This is a genomic window from Methylomonas methanica (assembly GCF_001644035.1).
GTDB lineage: Bacteria > Pseudomonadota > Gammaproteobacteria > Methylococcales > Methylomonadaceae > Methylomonas > Methylomonas methanica_A.
Genome location: NZ_LUUG01000105.1, coordinates 64,470 through 83,674, shown reverse-complemented (window position 1 = coordinate 83,674; position 19,205 = coordinate 64,470). Strand labels below are relative to the sequence as shown.

15 protein-coding genes are annotated in these 19,205 nt (G+C 50.9%); 11 read left to right on the top strand and 4 right to left on the bottom strand.

Annotation, left to right across the window (positions count from 1 at the left end):
- Positions 1-18 precede the first annotated feature (18 nt).
- The 3 genes from recF to dnaA all read right to left on the bottom strand — a co-directional run bounded on the left by recF (position 19) and on the right by dnaA (position 3,716).
- Positions 19-1,092, bottom strand: a complete 1,074-nt coding sequence (gene recF, locus A1332_RS19670) for a DNA replication/repair protein RecF (RefSeq protein WP_064010121.1) — start codon at positions 1,090-1,092, stop codon at positions 19-21.
- A 14-nt stretch (positions 1,093-1,106) separates the two neighbouring features.
- Entirely contained in the window at positions 1,107-2,210 is a 1,104-nt protein-coding gene (gene dnaN / locus A1332_RS19665) for a DNA polymerase III subunit beta (RefSeq protein WP_064010120.1), read from the bottom strand.
- A 189-nt stretch (positions 2,211-2,399) separates the two neighbouring features.
- Positions 2,400-3,716 (bottom strand): chromosomal replication initiator protein DnaA, encoded by a 1,317-nt coding sequence (gene dnaA, locus A1332_RS19660; RefSeq protein ID WP_064010119.1) that lies wholly within the window; start codon positions 3,714-3,716, stop codon positions 2,400-2,402.
- Positions 3,717-3,837: 121 nt separating this feature from the next.
- Here dnaA and gmk point away from each other — a divergent pair, with 121 nt between their 5' ends.
- From gmk to A1332_RS19640, 4 genes are all read left to right on the top strand, one after another.
- Positions 3,838-4,452, top strand: a complete 615-nt coding sequence (gene gmk, locus A1332_RS19655; protein ID WP_064010118.1) for a guanylate kinase — start codon at positions 3,838-3,840, stop codon at positions 4,450-4,452.
- Positions 4,453-4,469: 17 nt separating this feature from the next.
- Complete coding sequence (locus A1332_RS19650) at positions 4,470-4,904, top strand: hypothetical protein (RefSeq protein ID WP_064010117.1); 435 nt, start codon at positions 4,470-4,472, stop codon at positions 4,902-4,904.
- A gap of 98 nt (positions 4,905-5,002) precedes the next feature.
- Complete coding sequence (hemL, locus tag A1332_RS19645) at positions 5,003-6,283, top strand: glutamate-1-semialdehyde 2,1-aminomutase (RefSeq protein WP_064010116.1); 1,281 nt, start codon at positions 5,003-5,005, stop codon at positions 6,281-6,283.
- A gap of 80 nt (positions 6,284-6,363) precedes the next feature.
- On the top strand, positions 6,364-6,891 hold the full coding sequence (locus A1332_RS19640; RefSeq protein ID WP_064010115.1) for a hypothetical protein: 528 nt from the start codon (positions 6,364-6,366) through the stop codon (positions 6,889-6,891).
- Between the two features lie 159 nt (positions 6,892-7,050).
- Here A1332_RS19640 and A1332_RS19635 read toward each other — a convergent pair whose 3' ends face one another.
- A complete protein-coding gene (locus tag A1332_RS19635; RefSeq protein WP_064010114.1) occupies positions 7,051-7,554 on the bottom strand; it encodes a phosphate-starvation-inducible PsiE family protein in 504 nt (167 codons plus the stop codon).
- Positions 7,555-7,716: 162 nt separating this feature from the next.
- Between A1332_RS19635 and A1332_RS19630 the strand changes: the two genes are divergently transcribed.
- The 7 genes from A1332_RS19630 to A1332_RS19600 all read left to right on the top strand — a co-directional run bounded on the left by A1332_RS19630 (position 7,717) and on the right by A1332_RS19600 (position 19,086).
- Entirely contained in the window at positions 7,717-8,352 is a 636-nt protein-coding gene (locus A1332_RS19630; RefSeq protein ID WP_064010113.1) for a hypothetical protein, read from the top strand.
- A 30-nt stretch (positions 8,353-8,382) separates the two neighbouring features.
- Positions 8,383-9,723, top strand: a complete 1,341-nt coding sequence (locus A1332_RS19625; protein WP_231890364.1) for a DNA recombination protein RmuC — start codon at positions 8,383-8,385, stop codon at positions 9,721-9,723.
- A gap of 370 nt (positions 9,724-10,093) precedes the next feature.
- Positions 10,094-11,449: an ATP-binding protein gene (locus A1332_RS19620; RefSeq protein WP_064010112.1), complete on the top strand. Its 1,356-nt coding sequence runs from the start codon at positions 10,094-10,096 to the stop codon at positions 11,447-11,449.
- Positions 11,442-13,829, top strand: coding sequence for a tetratricopeptide repeat protein (locus tag A1332_RS19615; RefSeq protein ID WP_197491518.1), 2,388 nt, complete (start codon positions 11,442-11,444; stop codon positions 13,827-13,829). The genes A1332_RS19620 and A1332_RS19615 overlap by 8 nt, the downstream gene beginning before the upstream one ends.
- Before the next feature lie 109 nt (positions 13,830-13,938).
- The gene (locus tag A1332_RS19610) at positions 13,939-14,865 is read left to right on the top strand and encodes a hypothetical protein (RefSeq protein WP_064010110.1); all 927 of its coding nucleotides are present in this window, start codon (positions 13,939-13,941) and stop codon (positions 14,863-14,865) included.
- 40 nt (positions 14,866-14,905) lie between these two features.
- The gene (locus A1332_RS19605; protein ID WP_231890363.1) at positions 14,906-15,973 is read left to right on the top strand and encodes an efflux RND transporter periplasmic adaptor subunit; all 1,068 of its coding nucleotides are present in this window, start codon (positions 14,906-14,908) and stop codon (positions 15,971-15,973) included.
- Positions 15,970-19,086 (top strand): efflux RND transporter permease subunit, encoded by a 3,117-nt coding sequence (locus A1332_RS19600; RefSeq protein ID WP_064010108.1) that lies wholly within the window; start codon positions 15,970-15,972, stop codon positions 19,084-19,086. Before A1332_RS19605 ends, A1332_RS19600 begins: the two co-directional genes overlap by 4 nt.
- Positions 19,087-19,205: the final 119 nt, after the last annotated feature.

Below are 19,205 nucleotides of genomic sequence, written 5' to 3'. Positions count from 1 at the left end.
TTTGTTTCACGTGAAACCTTAAAGCTGTTTTACGTCGCCGTGTTCCACGTGAAACCATTTATAATTTTCTATTGCACTTAAGTCACCAAAATCAGCTACATCAGTACTGCTGATAAAAACCTGGCAGCTCAATCCAACGAGGTATTTTATCAATTTTGCCCGGTTTTCTGCATCCAATTCGGATGTAAGATCATCAATTAAAATGCAACAGGCATTCGGGCTTTCCTGATTCAATAAGGTTACTTGCGCTAACAGCAAAGCCAATACCAACAGCTTTTGCTGTCCGCGCGAGAGATAGTCCTTCGCCAGTCTTTTGTTCAGATAAGTTTGAAAATCGGCGCGATGCGGACCGCTATGAGTGAAGCCGTAGCGTATATCCCGATCCAAATCAGTTTTTAACATCAAGTCCAAGGGTTGCTTGTCGTCCCAGCCGGCTAAGAAGCGCAAATCGACATCTTCTTTGCTTAAGAAATGCCGGGCCATTTCTAAAAACACCGGTTGCAAGCTTGCCAAGTAAGTCAAACGAAAATCGTTAATCACCTGCCCATATTCCACAAGCTCCTTATCCCAAGCCGAGAGCTGTTTAATCTGCCGCGTTTTCAATAAGGCATTACGTTGCTGCAAGGCCTTATTAAACTTGCGCCAACAGGGCAAAAAGTTTTTGTGTTGATTAAAAATCCCCCAGTCCAAAAACTCTCTACGGATTTGCGGCCCGGAGTCCAGCAAACGATAACTCTTGGGATGAATCAATTGCACCGGCAACGCGTACGCCAAATCCGCTTTTTGCCTATCTTCCTGATCGATACGGATCTGGCATTGTTTATTGTCAATCTGTATCCCCAGCGTACTGATCGAGCCGGAGTGTTGCCGATTTTGCGCGGAAACGGTCAACTGCGATTGATCGAACGAAATGGCCTGCTTGGTATGAGTCGTTCTGAACGAGCGGGATCGACCCAAAATAAAAATAGCTTCCAGCAGCGAACTCTTACCGCTGGCATTGGCGCCGGTGATCAAATTAATGGCGGGCGACGGCGAGATGCTTGCGGAATGGATGTTTCTGACCGACAGCACATCCAGCTTTAACAAGGTCATAATCGCTAAACGACCTACATCCGCATCGGCATGACAATAAATTTAAACAAAGGCTGTTCGGGTTCTTCGATGAAACAACTGCTGGCGTTGCCGGCTATGGTCAGCACGGCCATTTCGGAATCGAGATTGGATACCGCATCCAACATGTACTGAGAGTTAAAGGAAATACTCAAGGGCTCGCCTTGATAATCGATGATCAATTCCTCCTCGGCCTCATCATGCTCGGGATTGTGCGTACTGAGTTTCAGCAAATCTCCGGAAATATCGAAAGTTACGCCTTTGTACTTTTCATTGGACAGAATCGCCACCCTGGTCAGCGCATCTCTCAAGACCTGTTTTTGAATCAGTAACGGACTCATAAAGCTTTGATTGAATACCTTACTAAAATCCGGAAACTTCGCGTCGATCAGTTTGGACGAGAACACCACATCCTTGTAATAAATCCGGATGTTGTTGCTGGAAAACTGGATATTTAATTCAGCGTCTGCATCGTCCAACAAGCGGCTAAGTTCCTGTACCGCTTTTCTGGGCATGATGATGCGGGACTCATAACCGGTCGCTTGGCCGATATCGTCTTCATAAATCGACAAACGATGACCGTCGGAAGCCACCAGTTTTAGTTTGGAATTACTGACATTCAGCAACAAACCATTCAAGTAATAGCGTACGTCTTGATTAGCCATGCAAAACACGGTTTTATCCAGTGCTTTCTTGAATTTGCCGGCATTCAGCAAAAAGCTATGCTCAAAATCGGACTCATTAAATTCAGGGTAATGCTCGGCCGGCAGAGTACTCAAAGAAAATCGGCTGCGGCCGGAGACGACTTTGACTTTATCGTCTTGTAGCTCGAAGTGAATTTCCGCGCCATTCGGTAATAAGCGACAAATATCCAGAAACTTTCTGGCAGGAACCGTGATTTCCCCGGAATGCGATATTGATTCGATATTTAACTTAGCAACAATCTGAATTTCCGTATCTGTACCGGTCATCACCAACTGATCGTCGCTGGCTTGCAACAGCACATTGGACAGAATCGGCATGGTTTGCCGTTTCTCGATAACGCTGACAATTTGCTGCAACGGCGGCAAAATTTGATCTCTGCTAATAATAAATTTCATATAAATATCTTTTATATATTGTTACTACTATGTAAACAAAAAGCTGTGGAAAACCAAGTTTATCTAATTTAAATCAAAATCTTAGCATGTATCAAACATTGTTGTCGGATACCGTTTTAGCTTGTATGGGGTTTGTGGATAACCTCAATGACGTATTTTCGGCACACTTTATCCACAACTTACACGCAATTAATGCGATAAGGTTCTCAACAGGTTTTTGTAATCTTCCGCCATCTTCACATCGTCGTCTTTCAACTCAGCCACGCGCTTACAGGCATTGATGACCGTGGTGTGATCGCGTCCGCCAAAGGCATCGCCGATTTCCGGATAGCTATGCGAGGTCAATTCCCTGGCCAGACACATGGCCACCTGTCTGGGCCGGGTGATGGATTGTTTACGGTTTTTTGAAGATAAATCGGCCACTCTGATTTTGAAATATTCGGCTACTGTTTTCTGAATGTTATCGATGCTGATTAACTTGTCTTGCAAGCTGATCAAATCGTGCAGGGCTTCCTTGGTAAATTCCAGGGTGATGTCGCGGCCGGTAAATTGCGAATTGGCCACCACCCGCCGTAACGCACCTTCCAGATCTCTAACATTGGAAGGTATGCGTTTAGCAATGAAGAAGGCGATGTCTTGATCCAGATCCACACCAACCTGCATGGCCTTTTTAATCAAAATCGCCGCACGAGTTTCCAGATCCGGCGGTTCAATCGCCACCGGCAAGCCCCAGCCGAAGCGAGATTTCAATCGGTCTTCCAAGCCATCAATTTCTTTGGGATATTTATCGCAAGTCAACACCACCTGATGTTTGTTATCCAACAAGTTGTTAAAGGTGTGAAAAAACTCTTCTTGCGAACGTTCCTTGCCGGCCAGAAACTGGATATCGTCCATCAATAAAATATCGATGCTGCGGTAATACTCTTTAAACTGGTTGATGCTGTTTTGTTGCAGCGCCTTGACCATGTCCTGTACGAATTTCTCGGAATGCAGATAGACAATATTGGCGTCGGGTTTTTTCAATAACACTGCGTTGCCGATGGCATGCATCAAGTGGGTTTTACCCAGACCGGAACTGCCGTAGATAAACAGCGGGTTGTAAACCTTGCCGATATTGTCGGAAACCGTTACCGAAGCGGCTCTGGCTAATTGATTGGATTTACCTTCCACAAAGCTCTCGAAGGTGAAAGCTTTGTTTAAAAAATTGGGTTGGTTCTTCTTTTGTGTCGGACTCTTACTGAGGATGGGCGCTTTGATGGCCGGCGATTTTTTACTGCCGATTTCAAACTGCACCGCTAAAGTCGCATTAGAAAACTCGTTGACCGCATCTTCGATTATCGCGAAAAAATGCTGTTTGATATGGTCGATAATAAAGCGGTTAGGGGCGAGTAATTTTAACTGGCTGTCGGTTTCCACTGCTTGCAGCGGCCTGATCCAGGTGCTGAAATCGGTACTGGGAATTTCATGTTCAAGCTTGGCCAGGCAGTTGTTCCAAATCACACTCATCGGCATTCAAGAAGGGGCTTAGAAAGGCCTTGCATGATACCACAGTGACCGCTTAGGGCTTGACTCTATGGACGTTATCAGAAAAGAATGACGGTCGCATGGATTACCCTCATTAATACACATGATTTCGGGCAAACTTTATATTATTTCCGCGCCGTCCGGGGCAGGCAAAACCAGTCTGGTTAAACAACTGATTGCCGAGATGGACGATCTGGCCGTGTCGGTGTCGCACACTACCCGGGCAATGCGCAGCGGCGAACAGGATGGCGTCGATTATTTTTTTGTTTCGGTCGAAGCGTTTAAAGCCATGATCGAACGGCAAGCCTTTTTAGAGCACGCGCAAGTCTTCGATAATTTCTACGGTACCGCGCAGCAGACTGTGGAAGATAATCTGGCCAAAGGCTTGGATGTGATCTTGGAAATTGATTGGCAAGGGGCTCAGCAGGTAAGAAGGATGTTGCCGGAAAGCCTGTCGATCTTCATCCTGCCGCCGTCTATCGAGGTTTTGAGCCAGCGTTTGCAAAATCGCGGTCAGGATAATCCTGAAGTGATTGCCCGACGTATGCGCGATGCGGTGACTGAAATGAGCCACTATCCGGAGTACGATTATTTAATTGTTAACGACGATTTCAGTCTGGCTTTGCACCAACTAAAAAGCATTGTTACCGCAAATCGATTAACCCAAAGCCAACAACAAAACACCTTGGCGCCATTGCTGCAAGATTTACTTAACTAATAAAACTAACAACACTTATGAAAACTAGAAAAACTTCTTATCTCTTTGCGACGTTGATTGTTTCGGCGTTGACCATTGCCGGCTGCTCCAGCGATGAAGCAGAAGCCCCCAAAGCCAGTGCCGGCACTGCCAAAAAAGCGGTACACAGAATTGATAGCGGCGAAGCTACCGAACCTGAGAAACGCCAGTTCGAAAAAGAATTTTCCGCCAAATGTGTAGCGCGGGAACTGAAAAATTCGAATAACAAAGACGTCGACGAAAAACGTTTTCAAGAAAGTTGCGACTGCATCGCCGAACACATCATGAAAGATCTGTCGGAAATCGATGCTGAGAAATATCTGGAAGATCACGAAGACACCCACACCTTACAGATCAAATTCGACGCTGCGGCTTATTTCTGTTTGCAAAACAAACCGCAACCGAAAGGGCCGCATTTGTTCGGCAAACCATAACGTCACCGCTCGATAGGACGTTCCCCACGTCTTAAGGCCTACGTGTTGGGTTACGCTTCGCTAACCCAACCTACACGATTTCTCTATCTTTCATCTCCATGACTCAATCTTCCGAATTATTTTCTCAAGCCAAACAATACATTCCCGGCGGCGTCAATTCGCCGGTGCGTTCCTTCAGCGGCGTCGGCGGCACGCCGGTATACTTTGATCGCGCAGCTGGCGCTTACGTTTACGACAGTGAAGGCAGGCGTTACGTCGATTATGTCGGTTCCTGGGGGCCGATGATTTTGGGCCACGCGCATCCGGCCGTAATCGACGCGGTTAAGCTCAGCGCCGAAAAAGGCTTGAGCTTTGGTGCGCCCACCGAGATCGAAACATTGATGGCACAAACAGTCTGCGAACTGCTGCCGTCGATAGAAATGGTGCGCATGGTCAGCTCAGGCACCGAAGCTACCATGAGCGCGCTACGTCTGGCGCGCGGTTACACCGGCCGCGACAAGATTGTTAAATTCGAAGGCTGTTACCACGGCCATTCCGATTCCCTGCTGGTCAAGGCTGGATCCGGCGCGTTGACTTTCGGCGTACCTAGCTCGCCGGGCGTACCCGCCTCGGTTGCAGCCGACACTCTCACCCTGACCTACAACGATAGTGATTCGGTACGCGGCACCTTTGCCGAACTCGGCGACAAGATCGCCTGCATCATCGTCGAACCGGTCGCCGGCAATATGAACTGCATCCCGCCGGAACCCGGCTTCTTGCAAACCCTGCGTGACGTCTGCGATCAATACGGCAGCGTGTTGATTTTCGACGAAGTGATGACCGGCTTCCGTGTCGGCTTACAAGGTGCGCAAGGCTTGTACGGGATCAAACCGGATTTGACCACGCTGGGTAAAATCATCGGCGGCGGCCTTCCGGTCGGCGCGTTCGGCGGCAGCCGCAAAATCATGGAATATCTGGCGCCGCTGGGGCCCGTCTATCAAGCCGGCACCTTGTCGGGTTGCCCTGTGGCGATGGCCGCCGGTTTGAAAACCCTGGAACTGATCAATCAGCCAGGCTTCTACGAGGCCCTGACCGCCAAAACCGCAAAATTATTGGCTGGCCTGCAAACCGCCGCCGACCAAGCCGGCATCGCTTTTACCACCAACCAAGTCAGAGGTATGTTTGGATTGTTCTTTAGCAATGAAAAATCGGTCAGCCGTTTTTCACAAGTCATGGCTTGCGATGTCGATCGTTTCAAACGTTTCTTCCATGGGATGTTGGATAAAGGCGTTTATTTAGCACCGTCGGCGTTCGAGGCTGGTTTTGTGTCTGCCGCGCATACGGATGCTGATTTACAAATGACCTTAGATGCCGCGGGTGAAGTATTTGATAGCTTCTGAAACAGGCGAAAACTCAATGTTCTCGCCCGATACGGAAATAACACTTATCAGTTTTCTGTAACGAATGACTGGAGGATTACATGGATTTACCTTGGGAAAGTCTTGAAATCGCCAAGCTAGGTGTATCACTTGTGACGCCAGTCTTGGTGCTAATACTCGGTATCATCATCAATAACTCGATAAAGACCAGCGAGCGTGCAACTGCATTGCGAAGCGAAATCTACAAAACAGTGGGCGGCGATCTTAATGACATATACTCCTACTTAGCATTTGTCGGGTGTTGGAAAGAAATGACACCAGTAGAAATCATCGCAAAAAAACGCGCCGTAGATAAAGCCATGTACACCTACAAACCATTCTTTTCAAGTGAGTTGTTTCATACTTACGAAACTTTCATGGAGGAGGCGTTTGCACCTTACGGTGGGTCTGGAAAAGACGCCCGAATCCGTAGTGATATTTCGACTAACGATGGTGATCGTCAAAGTCATAGTAAAGAATGGCAAGTTGAGTGGGTAGATAGATTCACTAAGGAGCGCAACAAACTAGCTCAAGATCAAGCCTATAACAGGTTCCTTGAACAACTAGCAAGGGACCTTTCGTTGAAATGATCCCTCCAAAAAAGGCCACGTAGCCCGGTAGGTCAGGGTTCGCGATAGCGTTCCCTGACAACATGGCTCGATTTGTCACGTAGCCGCTCGGCAACTGCTCCTGCGTTGCCCTACCTCCTGTATCCATACAGTCGTATCGCGCCAACGTGACCTACGAAACTATCCGGGTATCTGATTACCCGATTTAGACGAATTTGCCTCAACCAACCGGTCATCACGTTCGCGCATCAGCCAATAGGTGACGCCCAACACCAATGTCACCGCCGCCAAGGCTAATAATACGTCGGCGGAAATTTTGCCGATGTCCAGCACGATAAATTTACGCGCCAACGCCAGCAGGGCGATCAAGAGTACAACCTTGGTTTGGATGACGCTTTGCTCGCGGGTGACGACGTACTGTAAGGTGTGGTTAAACTCCAGCGCAATCAGCAAGGTCATAATCTCGCCGAATACCTGTTGGAATATTTCGTGGTCCAAAGGATTCAAGGCATCGAATACCAGTCCGCCGATCACGCCGACGAATAACCTGAACAATGCGACGCTTACCACCAACATCACCAAAAAAGTCAGCGCAAACGCGACGCCGCTTTCGAAGCGTTGATAAAACGTCAACGCATTCCAATCCTTACCCAATTTTCGCCATCCCGATATTTGATTGTTCATGCCATTTACTCCGTGATCTTCAAAAGATAAATGCGGTATATGAATATGCGCGAAAGTGGTTGCCGAGAGGTAGAATTTCAATAGTTCCGCCGTATCGGTTTTAGTTGCTAGCGAAATTAGGCATTATGACGGGAAAGATTTAACCGAATTAGGTCAAAACAGATGAATAAACATAGTAAAAACGCTGAATCGATTTTACCGGCCAGTAAAGAGAAATACGCTTATCGACATTGCAAATTAACCGGGTCTTTACTTTTGGTTCTCAGCTTCGCAATGTTGCCAAATTTGAGCCATGCCGATTTTGTCACCCATCCGCTAACCGACGCGCCGTCTCCACAACCATCGGAACCGGCAACTCCAGCCGTTCCGGAAGCCGCCGATACCAGCCAGCCTAATCAAGCAGAGATTGACTTTAACGAGCAATTTGGCGAAAAGAAATTGGGTACTTGCAGCATGACCTACAAGCTGGAGGGCTTTTCGCTGGCTTATAAACAATATGACGGTACCGGGGAAATCACCTGCCGTAACGGCCAGAAAGCCTTGGTCTCGCTATCTTCAAAAAGCATCGGTTTTACGATCGGTTATTCGGTCATAGAAGGCGAAGCCTATTTCACCGACGTCAAATATATCAGCGAAATATTCGGCAATTATGTTTCGCTGGGCAATCACTTTGGGTTTAAAAACTCGGTGGACAGGCAAGTATTGACCCGAGGCGAAATTTCCTTGGTTATGCTGGGCAAAGGAAAGGGGTTTGATATTGGCTTTACCATCGGCGATTTGTCCATTAAACCGCGTTAACCCGTACGTTTTAGTCACTAAGAGATTCTGATGGAAGAGATATGGATGGCGCTGGCATCACTACCGCTAGCGGCGTTACTTGGCTATGCCGTTTGCGCCTGGCTGAGCGGTAAGCGGCATCGCGAGTTGCAAAGTCAGTTAGAGCAACAGCAACAGCAGCTCCAACAACAAGCAGTCAAATTGGCGGTAGCGGAGGAGCGCACGCTATTGTTGACTCAAAAGGAAACCGAGCTGCAAAGTTTGCAACACCAGTTACTGGCATTGAAAACCGAGAATGCCGAACTTAACACCCGCCAGCAGGAACAGCATAAACACAACGAAGAGAAAATCCGTCTGCTGCAAGACGCGGAAAATCAGCTAAAAACCCAGTTCGAGAATCTGGCCCACAAAATATTCGAAGAACGCGGCAAACAGTTCGCCGAACACAACAAAACCAGCATCGAAAATCTGGTCGCGCCACTGAAGCAGCAATTAGGCGAATTCAAAAATCGCGTCGAAAGCGTTTACGACAACGAAACCAAAGATCGAATCTCCTTACGCGAGGAAATCGTCTCCCTGCGCCGAGACACCGCCAAAATGAATCAGGAAGCGCTGAACCTGACCCGTGCGTTAAAAGGCGATCATAAAACCCAAGGCAATTGGGGTGAGATGATTCTGGAGAAGGTGCTGGAGCAATCCGGTTTGCGCAAAGGCATCGAATACGAAACCCAAGGCTCATTCCGCGACGAAGACAATCGCCTATTCAAACCCGACGTGATCGTCCGCCTGCCGGAAAACAAAGATGTCATCATCGACTCCAAAGTTTCGTTGGTGGCTTACGAGCGTTATTGCTCGGCGGATGACGATAACCAGCGTATCGAAGCCTTGAAGCAACATACCGAAGCAGTCAGAAACCATATCAAAGGTTTAAGCAATAAAGACTACTCCAGTTTAAAAGGTCTAAGGTCACTGGATTTTGTGTTGCTGTTTATGCCCATCGAAGCCGCCTTCATGGCCGCATTCCAAGCTGACGAGAAGTTATTCAACGATGCATTCGAGCACAAAATCGTCGTCGTTACCCCGACTACCTTGCTGGCCACTTTGCGCACCGTACAAAACATCTGGCGCTACGAACAACAAAACGAAAATGCCCGTTTGATCGCCGATAAGGCCGGCAGCTTATACGACAAGATCAGAGGTTTTGTCGAAGACATAGAAAAACTGGGCAACCAACTCAGCACGGTGCAAAAAACCTACGACGGCATCGTCAACAAACTCAGTAGCGGTGGCGGCAACTTGCTGCGTCAGGCCAGCGCATTAGAAGAATTGGGCGTGAAAGTCAAAAAGAAGCTGCCTAAAAGCCTAACTGAACAACTGCCCGCAGAAGATTGATGTTTTTTGGGGGCTCAAAGGACAGAATCGTGTCGCAATAATAGTAATAACTTTATAAAGATCTTAAGACTATTATTACTACTAGTGCTGAAAAATCTGTGGAAAAGCATGTTTAATTATTTTAAGTCAGAGTGTTAGCAACAATTAACACTGTTATAAATTGGCCTTTCTAGTTGTTTACGGTTTGTGGATAACTAAAATAAGGCTTTTTAACGGTAACTTATCCACAACTTGTTGGGTGATTAGCCAACAGGTTTTCAACAACGGCCTGGAAACAACATCAGGAATGGCTTACGAGAACCAGGCAGCGTGCTAACATTGCCGACAGTTCCGAAACTGGATTGTTTACTGAAATAGGCTAGAGATACTCATGGTCAACCCGGCAGAATTACGCCCAAAAATAAAAGCTTGTCTCAATGCGTTGGATGCCACCCGGCCAGTGGTGTTCGGCGACCATCCCTTGATTTCGGATGGTGTTAGCGAAGATCTTTACGTGGAGGGTTTGCACGGGCCTGGCAGAGCACTGGTTCAGGTTTTGGCTGATCGCATAGATTTTGACGAAGGCGGCGGTACCTATTTATTTTCCGGAAACCGAGGTACCGGTAAAACCACCGAACTGATGCGTCTGGCGGAAATGCTGCGCGAGCAGGGTTGCGAAGTGTTTTACGTCGATATGGCCGAATACCTGAATTTGACCATGGCTGTGGAAATCACCGATTTTCTGATCAGCATGCTCGGTGGTTTATCGGAAAAAATCGAAGAACGTTACGGCCACGATCCAGCCAACATTGGCTTTTTCGAACGGGTTTGGACTTTTCTGCAAAGCGAAGTCAAAATCGAGGAACTTGGTTTGGAAGCCGGCGAGGACCTCAAAGCCAGTTTGAAAATGTCGCTACGGGAAAATCCTACTTTCAAGAAAAAGCTCCAGGAAGGCACACGCGGTCACGTCGCCAGATTAGTACAGGAAGCGCGCAAATTCGTCGAAAACGTTGTCGCTGTCGCCCGCCGGAAAGCCCGTCAGCCCGATAAAAAAGTCGTGTTGTTGTTGGACTCGGTGGAACGCCTGCGTGGGGTCGGTGACAGTGAAGATATTGGCAAAGTGTTCAAGAGTGTGGAAACCATTTTTTCCGGGCATGCCGACAAATTGCGTTTCCCGCCGCTGTATTTGGTTTGCACCATTCCGCCGTATTTGACGGCCTTGGCCGGCAGTCTGGCGGCTTTATATTCCGGCGGCAAAATTTATATGCTGCCCAGCGTACATGTTTACGAAAATCGTCCGCAAGACGGCGATGCGCCGGTACCTTCCGAAACCGGCCTGAATGCGATGGTCGATATTGTCGGTCGGCGTTTTCCGGAATGGGGCCAGTTTTTTCATAGACAACAACTACTAAGGCTGGCCGCCAACTCCGGTGGCGATTTGCGCGATTTTTTCCGTCTAGTCGGATTATGTATCACCGAAGCGCTGTACCAGGAATCGCTACCGCTACCCGATGCGGTGCTGGCCAGCGCGGAAAGCGCCTTGCGTAATGACATGCCCCTGGCTCGCGATGACAAACAGGTGTTGGCGCGGGTTTTGGAAAAGCACGACCGGCAATTGGAAAGCCTGGATAAACTACCGGACTTTGCCCGCCTGACCGAAGGCAAATACATCCTCAACTACCGCAACGGCGACGACTGGTTTGATGTGCATCCGCTGTTGCGCGACATCGTTGCTAAAGGTGACTGACACCGAGTATCAAACCGAGCTGGACAGCATTTGGCGTAAGCTGCGCCCGCATCTGGAATGGGCGCGCGGCTTTACGTTGGCGGTGTTGTTTAGCCGGCATCCCGCGCCGGTCCAGGCCTTGAAACAGCGCCTGCAAGACTTGCTGAGCATCAATACCCTGCCGTTACGGCATTTTGTTTTACAACAGCCTGAACAACTTGAAGCAACCTTGGCGGCGATACTCGCTGCCCGGCCGCTGGGCGACAAGCGCCCGCCCTTGTGGCTGGAGCTAAGGATGGATGGTGATACCCAGCGCCGGGCTGTTTGGCAATTGCTGGCCCGCCTTAACGAAAGGCGCTTTTTGCTGGAACGCGATGTCGCTTGCCCGCTGATAGTGATGCTGCCGGCCGAGTTTCGTATCGATGTGCCCAGCATGCTGCCGGATCTATGGAGTATCCGCAGTTTTACCGCCGATTTACCGACGCCAGAGCCAAACCCAGCAGCAAACTACTCAGAGAATGTGCCGGCTCTTGCCAGCTTGGCTGCCAGTCGGGAATTGTCAGCAGCCGAACTGGAATGGCGACGCTTGTGGGAAAACACTACCGACAAACAGCGGCTGTCGGCCGATGCGGCTTTCGCTGCGTTAGACGCGGCTATGGAGAGAATGGATTACGTCGCTGCCGGGCACGTTGTCGAGCAAATGTCGCCGGTGTTGCGGCAGTTGGCTAATAAGGCTGACGCTCCCGACGCCGTGCGCAATCTCAGCATAATTTTGAATTATGCCGGTGATATAGACCAAACTTTGGGCCGTCTGGAAGAGGCGCGGGCGGCCTATGCCGAAAACCTGGGTTTACGCCGGCAACTGCGGGAGGCGTTGGGCGACAGTCCGCAAGCGCTGCGCGATTTGAGTGTGTCGTTGGTCAAGGTCGGCGATGTGGATCAAGCTCTTGGCCGCCTGGAAGAGGCGCGGGCGGCCTATGTCGAGAGCCTGGGCTTGTTCCGGCAACTGCGGGAGGTGCTGGGCGACAGTCCGCAAGCGTTGCGAGATTTGAGTGTGTCGCTGAACAACATCGGCGATGTGGATAACGCCCTGGGCCGCCTGGAGGAGGCGCGGGCGGTCTATGCGGAAAGCCTGGGCTTGCGCCGGCAACTGCGGGAGGCGCTGGGCGACAGTCCGCAAGCGCTGCGCGATTTAAGTATTTCGCTGAACAAAGTCGGCGCGGTGGATGAGGTCCTGGGTCGCTTGGAACAGGCACGGGCGGTCTATGCCGAAAGCTTGGGCTTGCGCCGGCAACTGCGGGAGACGCTGGGCGACAGTCCGCAAGCGCTGCGCGATTTGAGTATTTCGTTGAACAAGATCGGCGATGTGGATAATGCCCTGGGCCGCCTGGAGGAGGCGCGGGCGGCCTATGTCGAGAGCCTGGGCTTGTTCCGGCAACTGCGGGAGGTGCTGGGCGACAGTCCGCAAGCGTTGCGCGATTTGAGTGTCTCGCTGAACATGATCGGGGATGTGGATAATGCCCTGGGCCGCCTGGAGGAGGCGAGGGCGGCCTATGTCGAGAGCCTGGGCTTGTTCCGGCAACTGCGGGAGGTGCTGGGCGACAGTCCGCAAGCGCTACGCGACTTGTTTGTGTCGCTGAACAACACCGGCGCGGTGGATCAAATCCTGGGCCGCCTGGAAGAGGCGCGGGCGGCCTATGCCGAAAGCTTGGGATTGTGCCGGCAACTGCGGGAGACGCTGGGCGACAGTCCGCAAGCGCTGCGCGATTTAAGTATTTCGTTGAACAAGATCGGCGCGGTGGATGAAACCCTGGGCCGCCTGGAGGAGGCGCGGGCGGTCTATGCGGAAAGCCTGGGCTTGCGCCGGCAACTGCGGGAGGCGCTGGGCGACAGTCCGCAAGCGCTGCGCGATCTGAGTATATCGCTGGAGAAGATCGGCAATGTGGATAATGCCCTGGGCCGCCTGGAAGAGGCGCGGGCGGCCTATGTCGAGAGCCTGGGCTTGTTCCGGCAACTGCGGGAGGTGCTGGGCGACAGTCCGCAAGCGCTGCGCGATCTGAGTATGTCGCTGGACAACATCGGCAATGTGGATAATGCCCTGGGCCGCCTGGAAGAGGCGCGGGCGGCCTATGCCGAAAGCTTGGGCTTGAGCCGGCAATTGCGGGGGGCGCTGGGCGACAGTCCGCAAGCGCTGCGCGACTTGAGTATATCGCTAAACAATGTCGGCATGGTGGAGCAAGCCGTCGGACGGTTGCCCCAGGCAAGAGGCTGTTTTAAGGAAAGTATGGAGTTAGCCGCGAAACTGGCGGCAGCCTATCCCAATATTCCGCAATATGCCAACGATCTGGCCTGGGTAAGCGCTCGCCTGCGAGCCCTGGATAGCGGCGATCAGCTAGACTAGACTGCAATCGCAGTATGCCGTCTTTACTAAGTTTGTGATGCCGATGATAGGTGATAGCATGCGGCGAGTTGAATCGCCTAATATTCAAAGCCTAGCGGAGGCCGCCCAAATGAATCCAATCAATCCGGACGTTTTCAGTCAGCTGCATATCGACATCGCCCGCAATTCCACCGACGATTTCAATTTGTTTCACGATAGCCGGAAGTGGCAGAACATTCATGGCAATCCGTATAACGGCCCGATTACCTTGGGGTTTCAATTGGAGTCATTGATAGAAGGCAAGATTGCCGACTATCGCCGGCAACATGACGAAGAAAAATTGCTGGCCGAACATGGCTTGAACTTCAGCAATTACCAATTTACCTTTGCCAATGCCATCAAGCCCAATCAGACTATTGAAGTGGATATCAAGGAATCGGTATTTAAGCACGAGCCCTCGCCTAGCCTAAGCAATCGGATCATTGTCAAAGCTGACGGCAAACTAGCTTTGAGCGGCTCTAAAAAAGAAACCGCCGAACCGTTGTTTTTAGGCCAGCCGGATTTGTCTCGGGTCGGGGAATTAAAAATCCAGCCTGATCGGTGTTTTTTGAATAATGGTTTTTTTCTAAAACGTAAGTTCATGATGACCAGCAACGCCAAGAATTTTCTCTGCGCATCGCTACGCGATCAAACCCAATATTTCGACGAATTGCAGGAGAAGGTGATATTTCCGGAGATGTTTCCGTGCGCGCTGCTGTCCAGCGCTTTGTTGGAAAAAGCTTTGAAATGGCTGCACGATTTTGAGCGTAATCCGATGGTCTATACTTCGCACAAAATCTGTATCGACAGACGCTGTTTGGCGCAGCTGAAAAGTAACGATGCGGTGCATATTTTGATCAAACCCGCAGCGGATTGCGCCGCGCACGATTTTGGCGATTTGAACGCTACACCCTTGGATTACGAATGTTACGGCCTCGTCAACAATAATAATGTCTTAGTGTTTAGAGCATTGATTTCGCTGGTGCCGCTGGAGTCGATCCGCAAGGCAATGGCATAAATAACGCTGGATGCAGTTGGGTCTATTTAAAGGGGATAAGATGAAATATTTGTGGTTGATGTTGCCGCTGTTGCTGGTCGCTTGCGAAAAACCAGCGCCCACGCCATCAGCGCCCAGACCGGCTCTAGTGGTGACAGTAGGCGAACAGACCGCGGCCGCGCCCATCATATTGGTGGGTGAAATTCGCTCCCGCTATGAAAGTGCGCAAGGTTTTCGCATCAACGGCAAAATCATCGAACGCAATGTCGATACCGGCGCAATGGTGACGAAAGGTCAGCTGCTCGCCAAACTGGATAGTATGGATACCGGTTTATCGACTCAAGCAGCGCAAGCGGAAGTACGCGCGGCGGAAGCCGATTTGGCATTGGCCCAGGCCGAACTGGACAGACAACGCCAACTGCATGCCAGCAAATTCATTTCCAACCAGGCTTTGGATATTCACGAGGCGCAATTCAAGGCCGCGGCGGCCAAGGTAAAACAGACCCGAGCGCAAGCTGCGGTAACCGGTAATCAATCGCGCTACACGCATTTATTGGCGGAGCGGGATGGGGTGGTTACCCAAATTCATGCCGAACCGGGCCAGGTGGTTGCCGCCGGCGAGCCTATTGTTCGTATAGCGGTGCCGGAGAATAAGGAAGTCGAAATTGCCGTGCCCGAATCGCGCATGCTGGGCATTGCTGTTGATGTGCCGGCGGAAATAAGACTTTGGGCCAATCCCAACACCGTATACAAAGGTAAGGTTCGGGAAGTGGCGCCGGCCGCGGATAATCTCACACGTACTTTTCAAGTACGTGTGGTGTTGCTGGAAGCGGATGCTTCGGTGCGTTTGGGCATGACTGCCGGCGTCCGTTTTTATCATCAAGAAACCAATGACTTTTTATTACCCACTACAGCGGTCACCCAGCGCGACGGTCAATCAGTAGTCTGGGTGGTTAATCCGGCCAGCGGGGAGGTGCAGCCGAGAGCGGTACAAGCCGGCGCGTTTCGTGAAGACGGCGTATTGATCGCCAGCGGCATACAAAAAGGCGAGCAAGTGGTGGTGGCCGGTGTGCAAACTTTGGTACCCGGCCAGATAGTCCGGGCAACGCCGCTGCGGGGCCAACCATGAAATCCGGCTTCAATCTCTCCGAATGGTCCTTACGGCACCCGGCATTAGTTTTATATGCCATGTTGATGCTGACCTTGGTTGGGATGCTTTCGTATACCAGGCTAGGCCAGTCGGAAGATCCGCCCTTCACTTTCAAAGTGATGGTTATCCGTACCGGCTGGCCCGGTGCCAGCGCCCAGGAAGTGGAGCAACAAGTTACTGATAAGCTGGAAAAAAAACTCCAGGAAGTGCCCTGGCTGGACAATTTACGCAGCTATTCCAGGCCGGGCGAATCGTTAATTTTTCTGTCGGCCAAGGATTCCACACCGGCTGCGCAAGTCCCGGACATTTTTTATCAAGTTCGCAAAAAAGTCGGCGATATTGCTTACACCCTGCCGGCCGGCGTCGAAGGCCCTACATTTAACGATGAGTTTGGGGATGTATACGGAAACTTGTATGCCTTGACCGGCGACGGCTACGACTATGCGGAACTGAAGCGTCACTCGGAAACCTTGCGCGCCGAACTGCTCAGAGTGAACGATGTCGCCAAGGTAGATTTTTTCGGCGAACAGAAACAACGCATTTACGTCGAATTGTCCAATGCCAAATTAGCCACCATCGGTATCGACATTGCCACTTTGCTCCGCACCTTGCAAGCGCAGAACTTGGTGACAGGCAGCGGTAGTTTCGATTCTGCAGACGAGCACATTCGGATTGCGGTAACCGGTCGTTACGATAGATTGGAAGAGCTGCGGGATGTGCGTTTTCGCGCCAATAACAACGAATTTCGGCTGGGTGACGTCGCCAAAGTCAGTCGCGGCTTTGAAGATCCTCCCAAAGACAGGGTGCGCTATAAAGGTCATGATGCGCTATTGATCGGGGTAGCGATGCGTGCTGGCGGCGATATCATCAAGTTGGGTCGCGATCTGGATCAGGCCGTAATAAATACCCAAGCCCAATTGCCTGTGGGATTGGAATTGCATACTGTGTCTTCCCAGCCGAAAGCAGTGCAGCGCTCGGTCAACGAGTTTGCTAAATCGCTAACTGAGGCGGTCGTCATTGTATTAGGTGTTAGCCTGCTGTCTTTGGGCTTGCGGACCGGCATTGTGGTAGCGATCACTATCCCGGTGGTGTTGGCGGTTACTTTTTGGCTGATGCATCTGTTTGGCGTTGGCCTGCATAAAATTTCCCTGGGGGCATTGATCTTGGCCTTGGGCTTGCTGGTGGACGACGCCATTATCGCCGTGGAAATGATGGCCTCTAAGATGGAACAGGGCTGGGATCGCACGCGTGCTGCCGCCTTTGCCTATACATCGACTGCGATGCCTATGCTGAGCGGCACATTAGTAACGGCTGCCGGCTTTCTGCCGATTGCCACGGCTGCGTCTTCCACCGGGGAATACACCCGCTCTATCTTTCAAGTCGTTGTCATAGCCTTGTTAGTATCCTGGTTCGCGGCGGTGGTGTTTGTACCGTATTTGGGCTATCGCTTGTTGCCGGACTTGAGTAAGGGCCAAGAACAAGAGTCTAGCTGGGCGCGGTTTTGGGCCAAGTTGTGGAAAAAACCGCAGTCCGATCAGCCCAAGAACCACTCCCTCGATCTTTATCAAACCCCCTTTTATCTGCGCTTTCGAAAATTGGTTGCCGCCTGCGTTATTCACCGTTGGCTGGTGATTTTTTTGACCATAGGGATGTTTTTTGCCGCTATCTTCGGTTTTAAGTTTGTCCAGCAACAGTTTTTTCCGGATTCCACCCGGCCGGAGTTAATTGTCGATTTGCGCTTGGCGGAAGGTGTGTCGTATGCCGCTACCGAAGCCGATGTGAAAAAACTGGAGGCCTGGCTGGATAAGCAAAGCGGCATCGATAATTACGTGGCTTATGTCGGCAACGGCAGTCCGCGCTTTTATTTGCCTTTGGATCAGCAACTGCCGCAACGCAGCTTTGCGCAGTTTGTGATATTGACCGACGGTCCCGCGGAACGAGAACAGCTGCGCGATAAACTAATACACCTATTCGAACAGGACTTTCCAGATATGCGCGGCAGCGTATTACGTTTGGAGAACGGCCCGCCGGTAGGTTTTCCCGTGCAGTTCAGAGTCTCCGGGCCGGATTTGCTGACGCTACGCACTATTGCTCGCCAGGTGGCCGATGTGATGCGCGCCAATCCTTATCCTTCCAACGTGCAGTTGGATTGGGAAGAGCCGGTGAAAGTTGTGCGGGTCAATGTTGAACAATCCAAGGCCAGATTGCTGGGAGTTTCTTCCAACGACATTGCCAATATTATCAATGGCGCCCTGCAAGGCTTGTATGTCACCGAATTTCGCGAAGGCATCGAACGTATCGACTTATTGGTGCGTGGCGCCGAAATTGAACGCAAGCATTTATCGCGTCTGCAAAATTTGATGATACCGATCCCCGGCGGACGCAGTGTGCCTCTGTCGCAAGTCGCCGAATTGGATTACGGCTTTGAGGAAGGGTTGATTTGGCGGCGAAACCGCGTACCTACGGTCACTGTACGAGCAAATTTGTACGGCAACATGCAGGCGCCGATGGTGTCGGCGCAGATAGAAGAACAACTGGTCGACATAAAGCGCCAATTACCGCCGGGTTACCGCTTGGAGACCGGCGGTGCGGTGGAGGAATCGGCTAAGGGCGGCGATTCGGTCGCGGCCGGCATGCCTCTGTTTTTTCTGACGGTATTGACTGTGCTGATGATCCAGTTACAAAGTTTTTCGCGAATGGCCTTGGTGTTATTGACGGCTCCGCTCGGTTTAATCGGCGTGACTTTGTTTTTATTGATTTTCCAACAACCGTTCGGCTTTGTGGCGATGCTGGGTACCATCGCACTTTCCGGAATGATCATGCGTAACTCGGTGATTCTGGTGGATCAAATCGATCAGGATAAGTTGGCCGGGCGTTCGGATTTCGATGCTATTGTCGATTCCACGGTGCGCCGGTTCCGGCCTATCGTATTAACGGCGGCGGCGGCAATACTGGCTATGATTCCACTCACTCACAGCGCGTTTTTCGGGCCGATGGCGGTAGCGATTATGGGGGGTTTGACTGTTGCGACTGCATTGACATTACTGTTTTTGCCGGCTTTGTATGCAGCTTGGTTCAGAATCGCCGTTTAATGTGTAAGATCAAAATCGCAATGTTTATGCGGGTATAAGCCATTTCAGGGTTCCCGCGCCCCGGCGTGAACAGGGGAAAAGCTTTGCGGGAACAAATTATTAATGGTTAGCCAAGTTTT

Coding starts and splice junctions, on each gene's coding strand:
- A1332_RS19650 (WP_064010117.1), top strand. CDS start 4,470: ATGAAAACTAGAAAAACTTCTTATCTCTTTGCGACGTTGATTGTTTCG.
- A1332_RS19635 (WP_064010114.1), bottom strand. CDS start 7,554: ATGAACAATCAAATATCGGGATGGCGAAAATTGGGTAAGGATTGGAAT.
- A1332_RS19625 (WP_231890364.1), top strand. CDS start 8,383: ATGGAAGAGATATGGATGGCGCTGGCATCACTACCGCTAGCGGCGTTA.
- A1332_RS19630 (WP_064010113.1), top strand. CDS start 7,717: ATGAATAAACATAGTAAAAACGCTGAATCGATTTTACCGGCCAGTAAA.
- A1332_RS19620 (WP_064010112.1), top strand. CDS start 10,094: ATGGTCAACCCGGCAGAATTACGCCCAAAAATAAAAGCTTGTCTCAAT.
- dnaN (WP_064010120.1), bottom strand. CDS start 2,210: ATGAAATTTATTATTAGCAGAGATCAAATTTTGCCGCCGTTGCAGCAA.
- A1332_RS19610 (WP_064010110.1), top strand. CDS start 13,939: ATGAATCCAATCAATCCGGACGTTTTCAGTCAGCTGCATATCGACATC.
- hemL (WP_064010116.1), top strand. CDS start 5,003: ATGACTCAATCTTCCGAATTATTTTCTCAAGCCAAACAATACATTCCC.
- A1332_RS19600 (WP_064010108.1), top strand. CDS start 15,970: ATGAAATCCGGCTTCAATCTCTCCGAATGGTCCTTACGGCACCCGGCA.
- dnaA (WP_064010119.1), bottom strand. CDS start 3,716: ATGAGTGTGATTTGGAACAACTGCCTGGCCAAGCTTGAACATGAAATT.
- A1332_RS19640 (WP_064010115.1), top strand. CDS start 6,364: ATGGATTTACCTTGGGAAAGTCTTGAAATCGCCAAGCTAGGTGTATCA.
- gmk (WP_064010118.1), top strand. CDS start 3,838: ATGATTTCGGGCAAACTTTATATTATTTCCGCGCCGTCCGGGGCAGGC.
- A1332_RS19605 (WP_231890363.1), top strand. CDS start 14,906: ATGAAATATTTGTGGTTGATGTTGCCGCTGTTGCTGGTCGCTTGCGAA.
- recF (WP_064010121.1), bottom strand. CDS start 1,092: ATGACCTTGTTAAAGCTGGATGTGCTGTCGGTCAGAAACATCCATTCC.